This window comes from Planctomycetia bacterium, from assembly GCA_034440135.1.
GTDB lineage: Bacteria > Planctomycetota > Planctomycetia > Pirellulales > JALHLM01 > JALHLM01.
The window spans coordinates 1-18515 of sequence record JAWXBP010000501.1; the positions used below are offsets into that span (position 1 = coordinate 1).

An 18515-nucleotide genomic window follows, 5' to 3' on the forward strand; every position below is an offset into this window, starting at 1 on the left:
CCCGCTCCTGCCTGACCTCTGGGCCAAGACTCATCCCGAACACATCCACGCCTCGCGCGACCAAGAACTCCAAGCCGCCACCACCCGCCGCCGTCGCAATCACCCGCCGCCGTCGCAACCACGCAAAACGCCGCGCACCGCTGGCGGTCCGTTAACGGTTACGAGTAAGGGAACTTACAGGATAAACTTGCTCAAGTCTTCATCCTGCGTCACGGCCTCCAATCGCGATTTGACGTATTCGGCGTCGATCGTTTGGCTCGATCCCTTTCGCTCCGGGGCGTCGAAGCTGAGTTCTTCGAGCAGCCGCTCCATGATCGTGTAAAGTCGCCGCGCGCCGATGTTCTGCGTCGTTTGATTCACCCGGAACGCATATTCGGCCAAGGCTTCGATCGCGTCTTCGCGGAATTCCAGGTGCACCTGTTCCGCCTCCAACAGCGCTGCGTATTGCTTCGTCAGTGCGTTCTTCGGCTCCTTGAGGATCCGCACGAAATCCTGCTGCGTCAGATCCTGCAATTCCACGCGGATCGGAAACCGCCCCTGCAATTCCGGCATCAACTCGCTGGGCTTGGCACGATGAAACGCCCCGGCCGCGATGAACAGCACGTGATCGGTCTTCACGTAGCCGTACTTGGTTTGAACCGTGGTCCCTTCCACGATCGGCAACAGATCTCGCTGCACGCCCTGGCGCGAGACATCCGCCCCGCGGCCCCCTTCGCTCGCCACGACCTTGTCGATCTCGTCGACAAAGATCATCCCCAGGTTTTCCGCCAGTTCGATCGCCCGCGCGTTGACCTTTTCCTCATTGATCAGCGCGTCGCATTCTTGCTCGAACAGCACCTTCTGCGCCTCGGGCACAGTGAGCTCGCGGCGGTGCGATTGCTTCGGGATGATCTTCTCGAACATCCCCTGCAAGTCGATGTCGTTGTGTTCGATTGCATTTCCGGTCAGGAACAGCGGCGCGACACGGTGCTCGACTGTGAGCTCCACCTTGCGATCGCCCAACTCCCCCGTGCGCAACATGGCCCGCAGCTTCTCGCGACTTCGCTGCCGCCGCTCCGCCGCGTCCGCCTCTCCTTCGGGGTCCGCCGTGCGCGGCGTCGCCGGAGACAGTAAGTCCAACAGCCGTTCCTCCGCCCGGGTATGCGCGGCTTCCTGCACTTCGGCCCGCTCCGTCTCGCGCACCAGGCCGATGGCGTTCTCGACCAACTCCCGTACCATGCTTTCCACGTCGCGCCCGTAGTAACCGACCTCGGTGTACTTGGTCGCTTCCACTTTAACGAACGGTGCGCCGGTCATCTTCGCCAACCGCCGCGCGATCTCGGTTTTGCCCACGCCCGTGGGGCCAATCATCAAAATGTTCTTCGGCGCAACTTCCGCGCGCAGCTCTTCCGGCAATTGCTGCCGCCGCCAACGATTGCGAATGGCGATCGCCACGGCCCGCTTGGCGTCGCGCTGTCCGACAATATGGCGATCCAGTTCCGCGACGATTTCGCGCGGCGTCATTTCGCGCACGGCATTTCCTCCACGGCGATATTCAAGTTCGTGTAGATATCGATCCCCGCCGCGATCTCCAACGACTTTCGCACGATCTGGGCCGCGGAAAGATCCGCGTGTGCCATCAACGCGCGAGCAGCCGCCACGGCGAAATTGCCCCCCGAGCCGATCCCTAACACGCCGTCCGTCGGTTGAATCACGTCGCCGTTGCCGGTCACTAACAGCGTATGCTTCTCGTCCACCACGGCCAGCAACGCCTCCAGCCGCCGCAACGCCCGGTCGGTCCGCCAATCCTTGGCCAACTCCGTCGCCGCCCGCGGCACGTTGCCGGGATAGTCCTTGAGCTTGGCCTCGAACCGCTCCAGCAACGCAAACGCGTCGGCGCTCGACCCGGCAAACCCGGTGATCACCTTCTGATCGTGCAACCGGCGAATCTTATTCGCGTCGGCCTTCATAATGGTGTTGCCGAGCGTAACCTGCCCGTCGCCGCCAATGGCCACAGCACCTCGATGCCGCACCGTGAGAATCGTCGTCGAGTGAGTTTGCATGAAAATCCGGCTGGTTTCAGGAAACGCTCCCATTGTCCGGACCGACCCGGCACGGGAACAGGGGTGGCCCGCCCGGCGACAGGCGTTCTCCCCTTTCTCGCGGCTGGTCAGCGTGAGCTTGAGCACGCGCGCGGCGGTCTGCGCGTCCTCATAGAACACCTCATAAAAATCCCCCATCCGAAACAGCAACAACGCCTCGGGACAAGCCCGTTTGGCGTTGCGGTATTGCTGCATCATGGGGAGTTGGACATGGGCTCAGCGGACTTTCGGGCGAATTGACACCATTCTGTTGCGATCGTAGCAGAGGGCACTTCGTGTTCACAGGGCAGGAGAAAGAGGGCAAAGACGTCGTTCGCCCTGCTGTGGCGCGCGAAGCGGTTCTTGCGCGGACTACGGACCGCCCAACGGCGAAGCTGGAAATGAAAATGCCGCAGGCTCTACGTCGTTGCCCAGTGACCGCGGCTTCGGTATTCGACGAATTGAAATAGCAAAGCCGCTGTTTTGGCTAGTCATTCCATTAAGATCAATTCGCCATTCTCGCTCTCTTGAATCCGCATGGTAGACGGGATTCATTTCCAGCCAAGTGTTTTGAGGCATCCGCCTTGTGCTGGCGATCTGAGTCAACATCGACGAAATCGCCGGCGCTTCCCGACTTGAAGTGTAGTCAGGCGACTTGAGTTGTGATTGGATTGCTGCGACGATTTCGTCTTCGGTTAACGGCACCATCGACTTCAGTGCAGGATCCACAGCGGCCCGAGAATTAAAAGCCATCACGACGGTGCTCAACGGGACACTCACGTACCACTCATAAACGCGCATGCTCAGCCAAATCAGGACTGCAATCGTCGCGATCAAGGCGAACAAACGCTGCAAGCCAAACTTGAATTTCCCATTATGAGTAACTGTCACTTCGTTTGACACTTCAGCTCCCTTCAGATAAACGGTTCCCCAGACGCAGCCGTCGCCGTTCATAATTCTAACTGGTATTTTCGACGACAACGACGTAAGATTTAACCAGCGACCAGTAGTGGCCGACTCCGGTTGACCCTGGACTAAGTCCCTGGCCGCTCCTTTTTATGCGATCAGCGATCAAATCTCAGTTTTGAGCGAGGATGACCGCTCGTCGGTCGTCAAAGACGCAATAAGCCGCTCCGCGTCCGCCTCATCGTTATAGGCATGCGCACTCACGCGAATCTTCCCGGCGCGGTTGTTCAGCACCACGCCGCGATCCAAACATTGCCGCCGCACCGTGTTGGGGTCTACGCCGGGAAGCGTGAACGAGATGATGCCCGAAGCGTGGCGCGGGTTGCGATCACTGGCGATGGTCGCGCCCAGCCTAGTCAAACGCTCGCAGATCTGGTCCGTGACTTGCAGGATGCGTGCGCCGATCGCGCTTGCGCCGTGTTCCAGCAGTAGTTCCAAGCTGCCGCCGAGGCCCAGGATGCCGGGCATATTCCAGGTGCCGCCTTCGTAACGCGCTGCGCTTGCGCGCAAGTTCAATTCAATTCGCGTGTAGTCCGACGAATGCGCCACGCTGTGCCAGCCGAGATTGATCGGGCGCAGCAGATCGAGATGTTCGCGCCGTAGGTAAAATAGCCCGGCGCCTTCGGGACCGAGTAACCACTTGTGGCCGTCGGCGGCGAGGAAATCGATCGGCGTACGTTCGACGTCGAGCGGAAACACGCCGAGCCCTTGAATGGCGTCGACGAACAGATGCGCGCCGCGTTCATGGGCGAATTGCACCGCTTCGTCCAGGTCGACGCGGTAGCCGGTCGAGTAGCCGACCCAGCTCAGTGCAATGATGCGGGTGCGGTTATCACAAGCCTCGGCCATCTTGTCCCAGTCGATGCGTCCGTCGGGGCACTCCACGCGCCTCGCAACAACGCCGCGCGCGGCGAGGTTCATCCAGGGATATTGATTCGACGGAAACTCATTCGCGGGGAAGACAACGTTATCGCCCGATCGCCAGGGATAGCCCTCGGCCACGAGGTTGATGCCGGCTGTGGTGTTGGCGACGTGAGCGACTTCCTCTTTCGGGGCGCCCAAGAGCCGCGCCCCCAATTCGCGGATGCGTTCCACTTCGCGCGAAAGCTTAGTCGAGTGCGCATCGCCGTTTGCGGCGTATTCTTCCGCCCAGGCCAGGATCGCCTGCTGCGCCCGGCCGGAGAGCGGGGCCACGGCGGCGTGGTCGAAATAGGCCCAATTCTTGGCGACCGGCGTTTCCGCGCGGAAGGCTGCCCAAGGGCTCATCGAAGTAGCGCTCATGGGAAAAACTCGTTCATTTGCCACACTTGCCTAGCTTCACGCCGCGAACCTGACCTGGAACGGCCCTCGCGGCGTCACTATACTCCCGCCCCTGATCGTGCCGGAAGCGCCCGGAGCCATTCCTTTGTCGCCGATTGAACACACTAGCCCGACGCGCCACCGAGGGAGTACGAGCGTCGCCGCTGGTGCGACGTCTACTCCCCCTCGCTTGCGCGTCGGTCTAGTGGGGGCGACCGTACTGCTGTTATCGCTGACTTGCACGTTATCCACCGGTTGCGTGCAGCGGCGGATGACAATTCGCACCAATCCGCCTGGCGCGCTCGTCTACGTCGACAATTACGAGATCGGCCGCACGCCGGTTTCAACCGATTTCATTTACTACGGCACGCGTCGCATTCGCCTGGAAGCGGATGGATACCAGACCTACACGGCCGAGCAGAACTTCTGGCCGCCTTGGTACGAGTTCCCCGGGCTCGATTTCGTGACCGAGAATCTCTGGCCGTGGGAAATCCGCGACGAGCGCGTGGTCGATTTCACGCTGACGCCGCAGATCATCGTGCCGACCGATGCGCTATTGGCCCGGGCGAATGAATTGCGGAGCGGCGGCAAATCGGCCGGTGTTCCCGCAGTCGCGCAGCCTGGCCTGCCGCCAATGACCACGCCAATAGTACCGAGCGCTCCGCCCGCGAATTTCCCTGCGCCGCCACAGCCAGCGCCGATGCCTGGTCGGCAATACGAAACGCTGCCGCCCGGTGGCCAAGCATTACCGGCGCCACCGCCCAAAACTGGCTGGATGCAGCGCTTCTTGTGGTGGAAATAGCGCCGCTTAGCGCCGGCGGTCGAGATGGCCGGACTTGTTGATGGCGCGGATCAGGCGCAGGCCCAGGGCGATACTGGTGATCGAGCCAAGCAGGCCCAAGACGGAGAGTCCCTCGATCCAAGGCGTCGTCTGCCAGGGAAGGATATTCAACAGCGGCGGCACCTTGTAGCTCAGCAGGAGCGACGAGCCGAGAAACAACGCGCTCGTGAGCATGCCAAACACGAGCCGATTGACGCTCGGTTCCAGTCCGCGGTGGTCGAGATGCACGTCGAACTTGCCGCTCTGCACCTGCTGCATGATGTCGAGCAGGTTGCGCGGTAACACTTCGACCAGGTGTTCCATCTCGGCGTAAATGCGGCGATACTTCCGCAAGCGTCGAATGGGCGACCAGCGGCGTAAGATCAACTTGCGCTGAAATGGCGCCATGACCTCGACGAGGCTGAAACTCGGGTGTAGCAACCGCGACGTGCCTTCCAACATTACCAGCACTTTAAGCAGCATCGCCACGCGGGCCGGCAGCATGATCTTGTACCGGCGGATGATCTCGGTCATCTCGTCGAGCGCGCCGGAGAGGTTAAAGTCGCTCAAGCGCTGGCCGGCGTAGTGGGAGACGAAATCGTTCAGATCTGAACTGAGCGCCGCTTGATCGAGCGCCGCCGGTACGCTGCCCACGCGCATGATCACCGAGGTCAGCGATAGCGGATCGCGATTGCCAAGCGCCAGCAGCATTTCTTCAATGTCTTCACGCAGCGACTCGTCGATCCGGCCGACCATGCCGTAGTCCAACAGGCCGATCACCTGGCCCTTCAAGACCAGGATATTGCCCGGGTGCGGATCGGCGTGGTAGAAGCCGTGCGTGAAGATCATCTCCATGTACAGCTCAGCGCCACGGCGGGCGATCTCCTCGAGATCGTAGCGCTGCTCGATCAAACGCTCGGTATCCGAGAGCTTGACGCCGTCCAGTTGTTCCATGGTCAGGACGCGGACCGTCGTATATTCGGGATACGCTTTCGGGATATGGACCGTGGGATCTTCGCGAAAGTTCTGGGCGAACTCTTCCATGTGCCGTTCTTCGCGGCCGAAGTCCAGTTCACGGCGCAGCGTCCGCTGGAATTCCGCGACGACCGCCTTGGGGCGATAGTTGCGCAGTTCCGGAAAAAACCCTTCCGCCGCCGCGGCCAGGTTGGCGAGGATTTCGAGATCGACGTCGACTTTCGGTTCTATGCCGGCGTGTTGCACTTTGACGACGACGCGCTCGCCGGTTTTGAGCCGAGCGCGGTGGACTTGGCCGATCGAGGCGCTGGCCAGGGCCTGGTCGTCGAATTCGGCAAAAATCTCGTCGACCGGCTGGCCCAGCTCGTTGGCGATGATTTGACGCACCGTTTCCGGCGAATCCGCCGGAACATTCGCCTGGAGCTTTTGAAGTTCGTTGGCGACTTCCACCCCCACCAGGTCAGCCCGGGTGCTGAGCACCTGGCCGAGCTTGATAAACGTCGGCCCGGCGTCAGTCAGAGCCAGGCGAATCCGGGTGGCGAAGCTGTACCGGGCGATCGCCGAACCGTCGGCGTCCTTCAACAGGTCCTTGGGAAACTCGATTTGTAGCCGGCTCACCCAATCCGCGAAGCCGTACCGCACCAACACGGCGACGATCTCGCCGGTCCGCTTGGCGTGACGGTAGATGCTGGGGAGCGTGGTGATTCGCATCGCGCGCCGGGAGGAGAAAGGAACCGCAATTCCAGTCTACTACGCTGAGCCTAATGGGGGATACGGCCAAACGGCCGGTTGCGGCCGACAGGGCCTGGGCTGACCGGCAAAGCCTGAAATCTCGTTGAGGATTCCGATGCGGACCGTTATGCTGAAAGTATCGAACGGACGGAGGATTTTTTCGCGTGATCCCTAGTTGGCGTGCATTTTGTCTGGCGACCGCCTTGGCGGCCTGGGTTGGTGCCGCGCGCGGGGAGTACCGTGACGACATTGGTTTCACGCTGCTCCAACAGGAATTGGGTTCAGCCACGCCTGACGGCGCCGGCGTCTGGGTCGCCCATGTCGAGAGCCGGACGGACACCGCGAATCCGGACGCTTTCCCCAACTTTCTCCCGGACACGACGCTTGGGGAGTTCGCCGGCAAGCAATTGCTGGCGATTTCCTTGAACGGACAGGTCTCGAACCATGCCACGCTGGTCGGTCGCCGGTTCTACGGCAACGAGACGTCCATGGCAACGGGCATTGCGAACGTGGGCGTTTACTGGACCGACGATTGGCTGGCGGGGGGCTTTCTGAAAGCGAACGTTGCGGCCGCGCCGCTGAAATCAAGTTATCGCGTGTTCAACCATAGCTGGGTGGGCGCCAACGGCGATACGATCGACGTCCTCCGGCGAACGGACTACGTCGTCGAGACCTACGATCAGATTCAAGTCGCCGCGGTGAACAACGATGACAATCCGACCGACGGCAATAACCCGGCGCAGCCGTTGCTCACGAGCGCGTTCAACGTAATTTCCGTGGGGCTGACGTCCGGCGAACATGCCATTGGCTCTGTCAGTCAGGGAGGTTCGTATAACGGACTGCGCAATCGCCCACATCTGGTTGCGCCCGCCACGGCCACGAGCAACGCGGCCCCGGTGGTGGCCGCGGCATCCGCCTTGTTGATCGAAACGGCACATACGCGACCTGAGTTATCGAACGGCGCCTTCGACGTCGCCACCGACATCGGCACGTACACCGTACGGCACGGCGAAACCTCGGAGGTAATTCGCGCGGCGTTGATGGCCGGCGCGCAGCGGCACGACGTGGCCGGCTACAACCCCACGGCGCGCAACAATCTGGATCTCCGCTTCGGCGCCGGCGAGATCGACATCTACAACAGTTATCACATTCTCACGGCCGGCGAGCAGGAGAGCGTGGAGCGCGGCGGGGACGCGGGTGGCATTGAACGCCGAGGGTTTGACTACGTTTCCGATTTCGCCAGCGGTGATACGGCGACCTATCCCTTCATGCCGGACGTGAATTCGTCGATGTTGTTCGCCACGTTGTCGTGGAACATCGACGTGGCCGGCGGCACGAACGTGTTTTCACCCACGACGCGATTATCCAACTTTGATTTGGAGCTACTGCGTCTCGGGGACGCCGGCTACGAGCGCGTCGCCGTCTCCGACGGGACTTCCGACACGACCGAGAACCTGTGGCTGGGCGACCTGTTGCCCGGCACTCAATACGCCTTGCGCGTGGTGCGCAGCGACGCCTTCGGGGCCTGGGACTTCGGCCTGGCCTGGCAGCTCACGCATGACCCCGACGCTCCGTTGTTCGGCGACATGAACGGCGATGGCGGCGTCGACACAACGGATATCTCGCCGTTCATGCTGGCGCTGACGAATCCCGCGACATACGCGGCGCGCTTCCCCGCGATCAACGCTGAAGCGCTTGGCGACATCAATCGCGATGGGCGTTTCGATAATGCCGACATCGACAGCTTCAACGTCCTCCTCGGGGGCGGCCCGCCTTTAATCTTGGACACTTCGCCGGCGAACACGGTGCCGGAACCTTCCACGGGCATGCTGCTGGTCGCGACGTTCGCGGGATGCTTCGTTCCGACATGGCTCCGCAGAAAAGCGGCAAGGCGCGTCAGCGTACGCAATTCTTAGCAGCGAGCGAAGCGACTATCGTCGCCAATTGCACCGTTTGGAGAACGGTCGCCCGCAAGCTACCATAGTGCATCCTTAGCGGCCTGTCTGGTGCGGCTGGCGCGCTGAGTTGACGTGCTTTTCCCGCCTCGCATGTTCGCTTGTCCAAGGCTGGTCTCGTCCATGCATCGTCGTACGCTCGCTCTCCGCCTCGCGTTATACACGTCGCTGCTGCTGTCTGCATTGCTTTGCGTGACGATGAACCGCTCGGCGTTCGCTGGCGGCGGCCCGGAAAATGTCCTGTTGGTGGTGAACGTCAACAGCTGGGCTTCGCAGACGATCGCCAATCACTATGCGGCCTGGCGACAGATTCCGGCCAGCAACATCTTGTATGTCAACTGGCGTTTCGCCGACGAGCCGTTGCCGGTCGCAGATTTTCGCCGGCTGCTGATCGGTCCGATCATGCAAGAGCTGCGGCAGCGGCAGATCGACGAGCAAATCGACTACATCGTCTACTCCAGCGATTTTCCCACGCAAATTGACCTCACTGCCGATCTGCAGAGCGCCAATGCGCCGGAGCAACTGTCGCGCATCGGCGCGCTCACCGGGATGACCTATCTCTGGAATCAGACGCTCGTCGGCAATCCCCGGTACGTCGTGCCAGACGCCAATGCTTACGCCCGAGAAAGGCCGAGTTCGACGAACGTCGCGCGCACCAGCGGATTTCGCCAGTGGTATGGCTGGGGCACGGACGGCGAACTGCAGGAGGCCGGCGGCAGTCATTACTTGCTCTCGGCCATGCTGGCCGTCACGCATGGGCGCGGCAATTCAGTGCGCGAGGCTCTCCGTTCCATGAACGCCGCCGTGCGCGTCGACGGCACGCGCCCTGACGGCACGATGTACTTCGTGCAGAACAGCGACGCCCGTTCCCGCGCACGTGACGATCGCTATACGCAAGCGGTGCGATCGCTCCAGCAACTGGGCGTGAAGTCGTCGGTCTTGCGCGGCGCGCTGCCCAGGCAAAAAAATGACGTGCTCGGCGTCATGATGGGAACCCGGCAATTTGACTGGCCTGCTTCGGCCAGCGGCATCCGCCCCGGAGCGTTCTGCGACAACTTGACCGATCTGGGCGCCGATTTCAGCACGGGGACGGGACAAACGCCGCTCACGGATTTCATTCGCTACGGCGCCGCCGGCGCGTCGGGCGTCGTCGCGGCGCCCTACGACGTGCTCGCCGAGTTCCCATCGCCGCTGATGCAAGCGCATTACGCGAAGGGCTGCACGTTGGCCGAGGCGTACTACCAATCGGTCGGTTGTCCCTATCAATCGCTGCTGGTCGGCGATCCTCTGTGCCGGCCCTGGGCGAAGATCCCAACGCTTACGCTGGAGGGAGCGCCGACGGCCGCTGAAGTGACCGGGCCCATCGAGCTCGTGCCGAAACTGTCGGGTTCCGCTACGAACGGCGGCGCCGACCGCTTTCAGTTTTTCCTGGACGGGCATCGTGTCGGATACGCGCGCGAGGGGGACAGTTTCGCGATGGATACCGCGGCGCTCGCCGATGGATATCACGAGCTGCGCGTCGTCGCCATCGAAAACAGCGCCGTCGAAACGCAGGGCAGGGCCATACTGCCGATCATGACCGCCAATCACGGTCGCAAAATCGAATTGAAAGTTACGCCGTCCGATCGCGCGCGCTGGGGCGAGCGATTGACGATCACCGCAAATTGCCCGGGCGCGAGCTCCATCCGGATTCAACGCAACGGCGCGTTGCTAAAAGAAGTCTCCGGCGAAAGCGGCGTATTGGAAATGGATCCGCGAGCACTGGGCTATGGCCCCGTGACGCTGGACGCGGTGGTGATCGGCGATGATGTTACGACGCAGGTGACATCGGCGCCGGTGAAACTCCAGATCGTGCCGAACAACGCACTCCCCGCGCAGTCGGCGGGAGACTTTGCCGCGCTGGCCGAAGGATTGCAGCTCGCCAAGAACGGGCAAGCCGTGGGCGTCGTGAACGACACGACGACCTTCGATTGGCTCGGCCGCAACGGCGTCGGCCCGCTGGAGTCGTTCAGCCTGTCCGGCATGTTTCAAGCCAATCAAGCCGACGTGTATCAGTTCCACGTACGCTTCGCGGGTAACCTGGCGATCAAGATCGACGGCCAAACCATCGAGAGCTTCGCGGCGGAGCAGCCAGCGACCCGCATTGTGCCCGTGGTGCTGGCCGCCGGCACGCATCAAGTGGAATTCGTGGGCACGACGGGTAACGAACCGCGATTTGACGTGCGGTTCGGAAATCAAGGCGTAGCGCCGGTGGGCGCACCGAGGTTCCGGCATTGAAGGGCAGGTGGGAGAGGAGATGAGGAGTCAAGGAGTGGTTACGCAAACTCCATTACTCCTCACACGCCGAACCGCACACTCTGCTTCATCCCGAACGTCTTTGCTACCGCCGCGTTCGTCACTTCGCCTTGATGGACATTGATCGCATGGGCGACCGGGCGGAGCGCCGCGGCCGCCGCTTCGATCCCGCGATTGGCGATCGCAAGCGCCCAGGGGAGCGTCACATTGCACAGCGCATACGTGCTGGTGCGGCCGACGGCGCCGGGCATGTTGGTCACGCAGTAGTGCACCACGTCGTCCACGATGTACGTCGGCTCGCTGTGCGTCGTCGGGCGGCTCGTTTCCATGCAGCCTCCCTGGTCGATCGCCACGTCGATCAGCACGCTGCCGGGCTTCATCAACTTCAGGTCTTCACGTTCGATCAGCCGCGGCGCTTTCGCGCCGGGAATGAGCACGGCGCCGATCACCAGGTCCGCCAGCCGCAATTGCTCGCGGATGACATGGCGATCGCTGAACAGGCAATCGACGTTGGCCGGCATGATGTCGTCGAGGTAACGTAGCCGGTCCATATTGACGTCAAGCAGACAGATATCCGCGCCGAAGCCGGCGGCCACTTTCGCGGCATTCGCGCCGACCACGCCGCCGCCGAGAATCGTAATATGCGCCGGTGCAACGCCCGGCACGCCGCCGAGCAAAATTCCCCGCCCCATCTGCGGACGCTCCAGGTATTTGGCCCCTTCCTGGATGCTCATGCGGCCCGCAACTTCGCTCATGGGCGTCAAGAGCGGCAGCCGCCCCTGATCGTCGCGCAGGGTCTCGTAAGCGACCGCCGTCGCGCCCGAGGCGATCACGCCTTCGGTGAGCGCTCGATCGGCGGCGAAGTGAAAGTAGGTGAAGACGACCTGTCCCGCTCGGAGCAACGCAATCTCCTGCGGCTGCGGCTCCTTGACCTTGATGATCATGTCCGCCCGGGCAAAGACCTCGGCGGCCGTATCGACGAGTTCCGCTCCGTGATCGGCATAACTCTGGTCAGGCAGTCCGGAACCCAGCCCCGCTCCGCGCTCAACGAGCACCCGGTGCCCGGCCCGAGTCAACTCATCCGCCCCGACCGGCAGCAAAGCCACGCGATACTCATCGCGCTTTACTTCTTTGGGGACGCCGATAATCATGGTGTTGACTTTACGGGGGATGACTTGGACATTTCACAGATGGCTTTTTAGCTTACTCTTGAAACGATCGTCCGAATATACCAACCATCTCCTCGCCTCAAGTCTTTGGCAACGGTGCTCGCTGTGATGCCGAACCGCTCATCGAGACGTCAGACCTGGCACTGTCGCTGCGGCATTGCGTTTGTTGCGATTGTAGCTGGCGCGCGCATCTGCGGTGCGGAGCCCCTCACCTATGAGCCCGCCCGCGATCCCGCTGTCGGGTTCAACCTGATCAGTTGGTGGAACTTCGGCGCCAACGGGGAGAACATCTGGCGCAGTGCCGTGCGCGATATGCATTCCCACGGCTTTGGGCATGTCTCGCTCTGCCCGATTCGCGTGTTTAACCCCGTGACGGGCGCGATTTCTGAGTCGCCGCAATTGCCGTCGTTGGCGCAAGTCGCCGCCGCCGCGGACGAGGCCCGGCAACTCGGGATGACGGTGACGATCAACCCGTTCATCGAACCGGAAGGGTTCGAGTTCTGGCGCGGCACGTGGGATCCGCCGCGCATGGCGCGGGAACGTTTTTGGGGTGACTACGAGCAGTACATCTCGGAAGTCGCCGCGATGGCGGAAGACAACGAGGCTGACCGACTATTGGTCGGCACCGAATTGCGGGCGATCACGCGAAACGTCGCGCACAAACAGGCCTGGGGCGAGACGATCTCAGCGGCCGCTGAACACTTCACCGGCAAGATCGGCTACGCGGCCAACCACGACGAGTACGATGGTTCGAGCATTACCTCTTCGATCTGGGAACATCCCGACATCGATTTCATCGGCGTCGACGCTTATCACCCCCTCACGACCCCGACCCAGGCGGACGCTTCCGGACCGTATCCCGACGAGGCCTTCATCGACATCGTGCGCGATCGCTGGAACGAAATCCTCGACGAGGAGATTCTCCCCTTCGCCGCGGCGCGGAAAGGCGGCGCCGGCATGGAAGTCGTTTTCACGGAAACCGGCCTCGTTCCGTTCAATCGGACCACGTCCACGCCGTGGAATTTCGACACGGATGAGGACTCGATCGACCAGGGTGAGCAACTCAACGGTTACGAGGCGCTGATCGAGGCCATCGACGGCCGCCGCGATCTGCTGGGTGCGGTCCATCTTTGGCAGTGGGGCATGCCCGGCGCGGCCGGCAGCCCGTTTTATCTGAACCCCGACGGCGTCAACGTCCCGAGCAGCGGCTTCGACGAATCCCTCGGCGCGCCGGCCGCGCGTTATCTGTCGGACTATGTGCGCACCGCCAGGCAGCCCGGCGACACCAACGCCGATGGCTTGGTGAACGTCGAGGATCTCAACGCGGTGCGCAATCACTACGGCGAGTCCGGCGGAAACGTCCCGGGAGACGCCGACGGCAATGGCGTGGTGGGGATCGAGGACTTAAACGCCGTCCGCAACAATTTTGGCGCTGGGCAACCGGCCAACTCTGTGCCGGAACCGCACGCTGTCGTCATGCTGCTCGTCGGCGTCATATCGTTCTCGGGTCTTCGCTTTTGGCGGAGTCTGTAGGAGGCGTCTCTTGACGCCGATGGAACAGGCGCTGCCCGGTCAATTCACTTGAATCCCGCGACTACGTCCGCTCCATCGGCGTCGGGAGACGCCTCCTACAAGCGGGCTGCAAGGATTAGAATACCATCTTTGCCACACGCGTTTTCGGGAGCACTTCGCACATCATGCTCGGCATCGACCTGGACGTTTCGCAATACATGGCGCGGCTGCACGAAGAGTTGGACAAGGTCAGCCGCGACGAAATCAAGCTGATGGCCGACCTGATCTTCGAGGCCTGGGAGCGCGAGCGGTACGTCTTTATCTTCGGCAACGGCGGCTCCGGCACCACCGCTTCGCATATGTGCGAAGACCTCGGCAAGAGCACGCTCCGCGAGTCGGACTTGAAAGACGAGTCGAAGAAGCGACTCAAGGTGCTGAGCCTGACCGACAATCTCGGCTGGATCATGGCCGTCGGCAACGATGTCGGTTACGACCAAATCTTCGTCCAGCAGTTGATGAACTTCGGCTCGCCCGGCGACGTGGTCGTGGCGATCAGCGGGTCCGGCAACAGCCCCAACGTGCTCGCGGCCGTCGATTGGGCCAATCGGCACGATCTCAAAACCTTCGGCATGACCGGCTACGGCGGCGGCAAGCTCCGCCAGATGCAGCAATGCGGACTGCACGTCCCGCTCAACGACATGGGCATGGTGGAAAGCATCCACCTCTGCGTCTTCCACTGGGTGCTGAACGACGTCCATGCGCGCATCAATCACGCGGGACGCTATGCCCAAGCGCGCACGGCGTGCTGAAAATTGCGAATGCTCCACATGACTGACGTCGATGACGATGCATGGCGCGAGATTGCCGCACAGTGGTCGATCGCGCCCGGCGTGACGTACCTCAATCACGGCTCGTTCGGACCGCCGCCGCGGCCATTGCTGGAAGCTCGCGAAGTCTGGTTGCGTCGCGTGGCCGGCAACCCGATGGAGTATCTGACGCGTGGGATTGAGCAGGATCGCTATCTCGGCGAGGCGCGGCAATCGCTGGCGTCGCTTGTCGGCTGTTCGAGCGACGATTTGGCGTTCGTCGAGAACTCCACCGTCGGGATGAACATCGTCGCGAATAGTTTTTCGCTGAGCCCAGGCGATCGCGTCCTGGCGACCGACCATGAATACGGCGCGGTGCTGCGACTGTGGGAAGGCGTGTGCGCAAAGGCCGGCGCGCAGTTGATCGTGAGGTCGCTGTCGTATCCGATCGAGAACGACGAAGCATTGGTCGCACAGTTGTTCGCCGAGTGTGACGAGCGCACGAAATTGCTGATTGTGAGCCATGTGACGTCGCCGACAGCCGTGGTGCTGCCGTTGGAGCGGATCTGCGCCAAGGCGCGGCGGCGCGGGATCGCCGTTTGCGTCGACGGGCCACACGCGATCGCGATGCGCGAGGTGAATCTGCAATCGCTCGATTGCGATTTCTACGTGGCGAGCTTGCACAAATGGCTCTGCGCGCCGTTTGGGACCGGTTTTCTGTACGTGCATCCGCGTCGCCAGGACGCAATTCGGCCGCTGGTGATCAGTTGGGGACGTACGCCGCCAGGCGTGGCGAAAAGCTGGCGCGACGAATTCTTTTGGCTCGGCACACGCGATCCCACGGGCTACCTCTGCGTGCCGGCAGCCATTGAATTCTTGGCCAACGTCGGCTGGGAGCGCTTTCGCGAGCGGACACATCAATTGGCAAAATATGCCAAGGACTTGATCGTCGAACTCACGGGGCTGCCGCCGTTTACCCCGGACGACGTGCAATGGTACGGCTCAATGATCGCCCTCCCGCTTCCGGATGGCGACGCGCCAAGTTTGCAGCGCGAGTTGGTGCGGCGCTATGGAATCGAAATCCCGATCATCCCCTGGCAAGGACGGCGCTTCGTGCGCCCGTCGTGCCACCTCTACACGAAGCGGCAGCATCTGGAACAATTGCGCGATGCGCTCCACGAGTTGCTCGCCGAGAAACACTAGCGGCGCCCGAAGCGGCATTCGTGGACTTCACGGTAGAGCGCCGTGAGCTGCTCCACGGTCAGCGCCGCGTCGGAAAATCGCTCGCGCGGTAATTCGAACCTTTTCGCGAGTTGGCCGCGGAGCGTCAAGTCGTCCGTCAAGACGCGGCTGGCGTTTTCGGCCGTTTCACGGACGAATCGTCGAAAGCGACGGTCGGCCTGCGCCGCGGTCCATTCGGTCTGGTAGGCCGAGACGACGTACGGCGCGCCGGACTCCAGGATCAAATGGCCGTCGATCCAGAGATGTTGCACGTGAACGACGTCCGGATCAAAGGCGTCGATTTCCGCGTCGAGTGCATTGCGAAAGGCTTCGCGATAGGCCGCCAACTCGGAATTCGAGAGCGAGTGGAACGTCGGCAGACCCGCACGATCGTGGTCGAGCGACGGCAGATCGAAAGGCAAGTCGGCGCATGGATCATCCGCGTTGCAGACGACGACGCGCACGTCAGCAGGTGTGTCGCGCGTGAGTCCTGCTTGAACGATGCGTACTTCGTGGGACGCCGACAACTTCTCGCACAGCCAGGACAGACGTTGGCCGGCGACTCCGTCGCGCAACGGCCGGTGGCTGGTGAGGAGCACTCGCATGAAAGCCGCGGTAGATCGCCCGCGTGACGGGATCGTCGCCCGGCCGCGTGGCAACCCAGGCAATGTGTCTGGCTGGCGACGCGGCCCAATCGTTAGGATTACGTTATCCGGCGGCGATTCGTTTGCCAACGGCGAATCAAGCTGGCGAAGGGGGCAAAATGCAGTTCCGCAGGGGCCAAAACCGGGTGAAATGGATAGAATCCGTGCAGTGCCCGCAGTGGGTTGGCTACTTTTCAATTTTTTGGTGCTGTTCGAGGTAATGCGAACTGCCCTGGTCTCGACAGAAGGTTAGCGAGAACTTTTCCCATCATGATTTGTCGCGAAGACCGCCCGAACGGCGCCAAAGCCGCGGAGTGGGACCGACTGGTCCGTGAACACGGAACCATGGTGTTCCGCACGGCTTGGCGGATCGTCGGCAACGCCGCGGACGCCGAGGACATTGCCCAAGAGGTATTCCTCGAAGCCCACCGGCTGCGCGCGCGACAAGTCCGTAATTGGGGCGGGCTATTGCGGCGGCTCTCGACCTGTCGGGCCTTGGACCGGCTCCGGGCGAAGAAGAATGTCCTCTCACTCGACGCCAGCTTCGCGGCCGGCAACGGCAGCGATCCAGCGGAGGCCGCCATCGAACGGGAATTGGCCGAGCGGCTGCGCTTGGCGATCACGCAGTTGCCGCGGCGCGAGGCGGAAGTCTTCTGCATGAAGTTTTTCGAGACGCTGACGAACGAACAAATTGCGGCGGCGCTGCAGATCGCACCCGGAGCGGTGGGCGTGGCGCTGCACAAGGCACGGACGAAATTGGAAGCCCTGCTGGGCGAGGATGAGCACCAGGAGTCGACACGATGAGCGAGTTTGCGTCGGACGATGCGTTGAGCGGTCGGTTGGCGCGGGCGGTGAACGCCGTGCGCGACGAGGTGCTGCCTGTGGTTCCCTTGGAACGGGCGCTGTCTCGGGCCCGAGCATTGGAACCTCGCGTCGCGAAGGAGGGTTCGGGCGGTAAGAAGGAAGCCTGGCGGAACCGAATTTCATCGCTGTTCGATCAATTGGAAGACCGCGATTTTCTGACCGCGGTGCCGTTGTGCTGCGTATCGCCCGCGGAGCCGCCCGTAATTTCGCAATCGGCCGAATGCGGTGCGGTGGCGAGAAGCGAACGCCGTGGCGCCGCGGCGATGCTGTTGGCCCCGGCGACCTTCTCGGCTGGCGGCGAAGTTTGGGAAGAGGCCCTGGCGGGTTTGTGGTCCGAGGATGAGGAGGTTGCGGTGGGCGCGGGTAGCGCCGATTGGATCGCCACGAGTACGGCTTGTGCGGATTGGGCGTGGCCCGGCTAAGGTTTGATCGCCGCCGGAGCGTTGTCCGAACGCCACGGCAAGCTAGCATTACCCAATGGCGCGTAAGTCGCCGGCATATCGGAAATTCCTGCCAGTCGTATTGCGACGGCCGTGCCAGCGTTGGGACGGTGACGGCGAAACCCTGGCTGTTTGACGGGATCGTATTCCCAGCGGCAGTGTCCGCCGATTTGAAGCATTGATTCTGGTTGAATAGTTGTCTCCCTCCCCCAGCGGCGGCGCATGAGCACTGAACAGTCGATCGATCCGGAACTGATTGAGCAGACCAAGCAGCAGATCCGTGGTCTGGTCAATGAGATCGCGCAGCTCAGTAAGCAAGAGCTCCCGGTCGAGGAGTTCTACGGCGAGTTCTGCAGCCGTGTCGTCTCGGCGCTTGCGGCGATCGGCGGCGCCATCTGGACGCCCGGCGAAGGCGGCGGCCTCGAGCTGCAGTATCAAATCAATCTCCGCGAGACGAAACTTGCAGAGAGCCAGGAACAGCAGATTCAACACGGCCGGCTGCTGCACAAAGTCTTTACTGGCGGCGAGGCGATGCTCGTCCAGCCGCACTCCGGATATGAAGGAGACGAGCAGGCCGGCAACCCGACCGATTTCTTGCTCGTGCTCGCCGCGTTGCGCAGCGACGACAAGGTCGAAGGCGTGGTCGAAGTCTTTCAGCGCCCCGGCGCGCGGCCCACGACGCAGCGCGGTTACCTGCGTTTCTTGTTGCAAATGGTCGAGCTGGCCGGCGACTATCTGAAAACGCGCAGACTGCGCC

At 62.2% G+C, this 18515-nt stretch carries 16 protein-coding genes and 1 pseudogene; 9 read left to right on the forward strand and 8 right to left on the reverse strand.

Annotation, left to right across the window (positions count from 1 at the left end):
* Positions 1–174: 174 nt before the first annotated feature.
* From hslU to SGJ19_28375, 5 genes and pseudogenes are all read right to left on the reverse strand, one after another.
* On the reverse strand, positions 175–1512 hold the full coding sequence (gene hslU, locus SGJ19_28355) for an ATP-dependent protease ATPase subunit HslU (protein ID MDZ4784179.1): 1338 nt from the start codon (positions 1510–1512) through the stop codon (positions 175–177).
* A complete protein-coding gene (gene hslV / locus SGJ19_28360; protein MDZ4784180.1) occupies positions 1500–2042 on the reverse strand; it encodes an ATP-dependent protease subunit HslV in 543 nt (180 codons plus the stop codon). The genes hslU and hslV overlap by 13 nt, the downstream gene beginning before the upstream one ends.
* 60 nt (positions 2043–2102) lie before the next feature.
* Positions 2103–2279, reverse strand: a pseudogene (locus tag SGJ19_28365) (hypothetical protein).
* Between the two features lie 153 nt (positions 2280–2432).
* On the reverse strand, positions 2433–3014 hold the full coding sequence (locus SGJ19_28370) for a hypothetical protein (protein ID MDZ4784181.1): 582 nt from the start codon (positions 3012–3014) through the stop codon (positions 2433–2435).
* Positions 3015–3131: 117 nt separating this feature from the next.
* Entirely contained in the window at positions 3132–4307 is a 1176-nt protein-coding gene (locus SGJ19_28375) for an aminotransferase class V-fold PLP-dependent enzyme (GenBank protein ID MDZ4784182.1), read from the reverse strand.
* 289 nt (positions 4308–4596) lie between these two features.
* Between SGJ19_28375 and SGJ19_28380 the strand changes: the two genes are divergently transcribed.
* A complete protein-coding gene (locus SGJ19_28380; GenBank protein MDZ4784183.1) occupies positions 4597–5127 on the forward strand; it encodes a PEGA domain-containing protein in 531 nt (176 codons plus the stop codon).
* Between the two features lie 6 nt (positions 5128–5133).
* Here the strand turns inward: SGJ19_28380 and SGJ19_28385 are convergent, their stop codons facing one another.
* Complete coding sequence (locus SGJ19_28385; GenBank protein MDZ4784184.1) at positions 5134–6831, reverse strand: AarF/ABC1/UbiB kinase family protein; 1698 nt, start codon at positions 6829–6831, stop codon at positions 5134–5136.
* 185 nt (positions 6832–7016) lie between these two features.
* Between SGJ19_28385 and SGJ19_28390 the strand changes: the two genes are divergently transcribed.
* Together SGJ19_28390 and SGJ19_28395 are read left to right on the forward strand one after the other, a co-directional pair.
* Complete coding sequence (locus SGJ19_28390; protein MDZ4784185.1) at positions 7017–8768, forward strand: S8 family serine peptidase; 1752 nt, start codon at positions 7017–7019, stop codon at positions 8766–8768.
* 162 nt (positions 8769–8930) lie between these two features.
* Positions 8931–11084 (forward strand): hypothetical protein, encoded by a 2154-nt coding sequence (locus tag SGJ19_28395; GenBank protein MDZ4784186.1) that lies wholly within the window; start codon positions 8931–8933, stop codon positions 11082–11084.
* A 59-nt stretch (positions 11085–11143) separates the two neighbouring features.
* Here the strand turns inward: SGJ19_28395 and ald are convergent, their stop codons facing one another.
* A complete protein-coding gene (gene ald / locus SGJ19_28400; GenBank protein MDZ4784187.1) occupies positions 11144–12253 on the reverse strand; it encodes an alanine dehydrogenase in 1110 nt (369 codons plus the stop codon).
* 126 nt (positions 12254–12379) lie between these two features.
* On the opposite strand from ald, the gene SGJ19_28405 reads away from it, so the two are divergent.
* The 3 genes from SGJ19_28405 (at position 12380) to SGJ19_28415 (ending at position 15792) form a co-directional block, all read left to right on the forward strand.
* The gene (locus SGJ19_28405; GenBank protein MDZ4784188.1) at positions 12380–13804 is read left to right on the forward strand and encodes a hypothetical protein; all 1425 of its coding nucleotides are present in this window, start codon (positions 12380–12382) and stop codon (positions 13802–13804) included.
* Positions 13805–13968: 164 nt separating this feature from the next.
* Positions 13969–14592 carry an SIS domain-containing protein gene (locus SGJ19_28410; GenBank protein ID MDZ4784189.1) on the forward strand — a complete coding sequence of 208 codons (624 nt, stop codon included), beginning with the start codon at positions 13969–13971 and terminating at the stop codon, positions 14590–14592.
* An 18-nt stretch (positions 14593–14610) separates the two neighbouring features.
* The gene (locus SGJ19_28415; protein ID MDZ4784190.1) at positions 14611–15792 is read left to right on the forward strand and encodes an aminotransferase class V-fold PLP-dependent enzyme; all 1182 of its coding nucleotides are present in this window, start codon (positions 14611–14613) and stop codon (positions 15790–15792) included.
* Here the strand turns inward: SGJ19_28415 and SGJ19_28420 are convergent.
* Positions 15789–16415: a glycosyltransferase gene (locus SGJ19_28420; protein ID MDZ4784191.1), complete on the reverse strand. Its 627-nt coding sequence runs from the start codon at positions 16413–16415 to the stop codon at positions 15789–15791. The genes SGJ19_28415 and SGJ19_28420 overlap by 4 nt on opposite strands.
* A 309-nt stretch (positions 16416–16724) precedes the next feature.
* Here SGJ19_28420 and SGJ19_28425 point away from each other — a divergent pair, with 309 nt between their 5' ends.
* The 3 genes from SGJ19_28425 to SGJ19_28435 all read left to right on the forward strand — a co-directional run.
* Positions 16725–17258, forward strand: coding sequence for a sigma-70 family RNA polymerase sigma factor (locus SGJ19_28425; GenBank protein ID MDZ4784192.1), 534 nt, complete (start codon positions 16725–16727; stop codon positions 17256–17258).
* Positions 17255–17740: a hypothetical protein gene (locus SGJ19_28430; protein ID MDZ4784193.1), complete on the forward strand. Its 486-nt coding sequence runs from the start codon at positions 17255–17257 to the stop codon at positions 17738–17740. The genes SGJ19_28425 and SGJ19_28430 overlap by 4 nt, the downstream gene beginning before the upstream one ends.
* A gap of 240 nt (positions 17741–17980) precedes the next feature.
* Positions 17981–18515 (forward strand): hemolysin D (locus tag SGJ19_28435; GenBank protein MDZ4784194.1); only part of this gene is annotated, 535 nt, incomplete at its 3' end.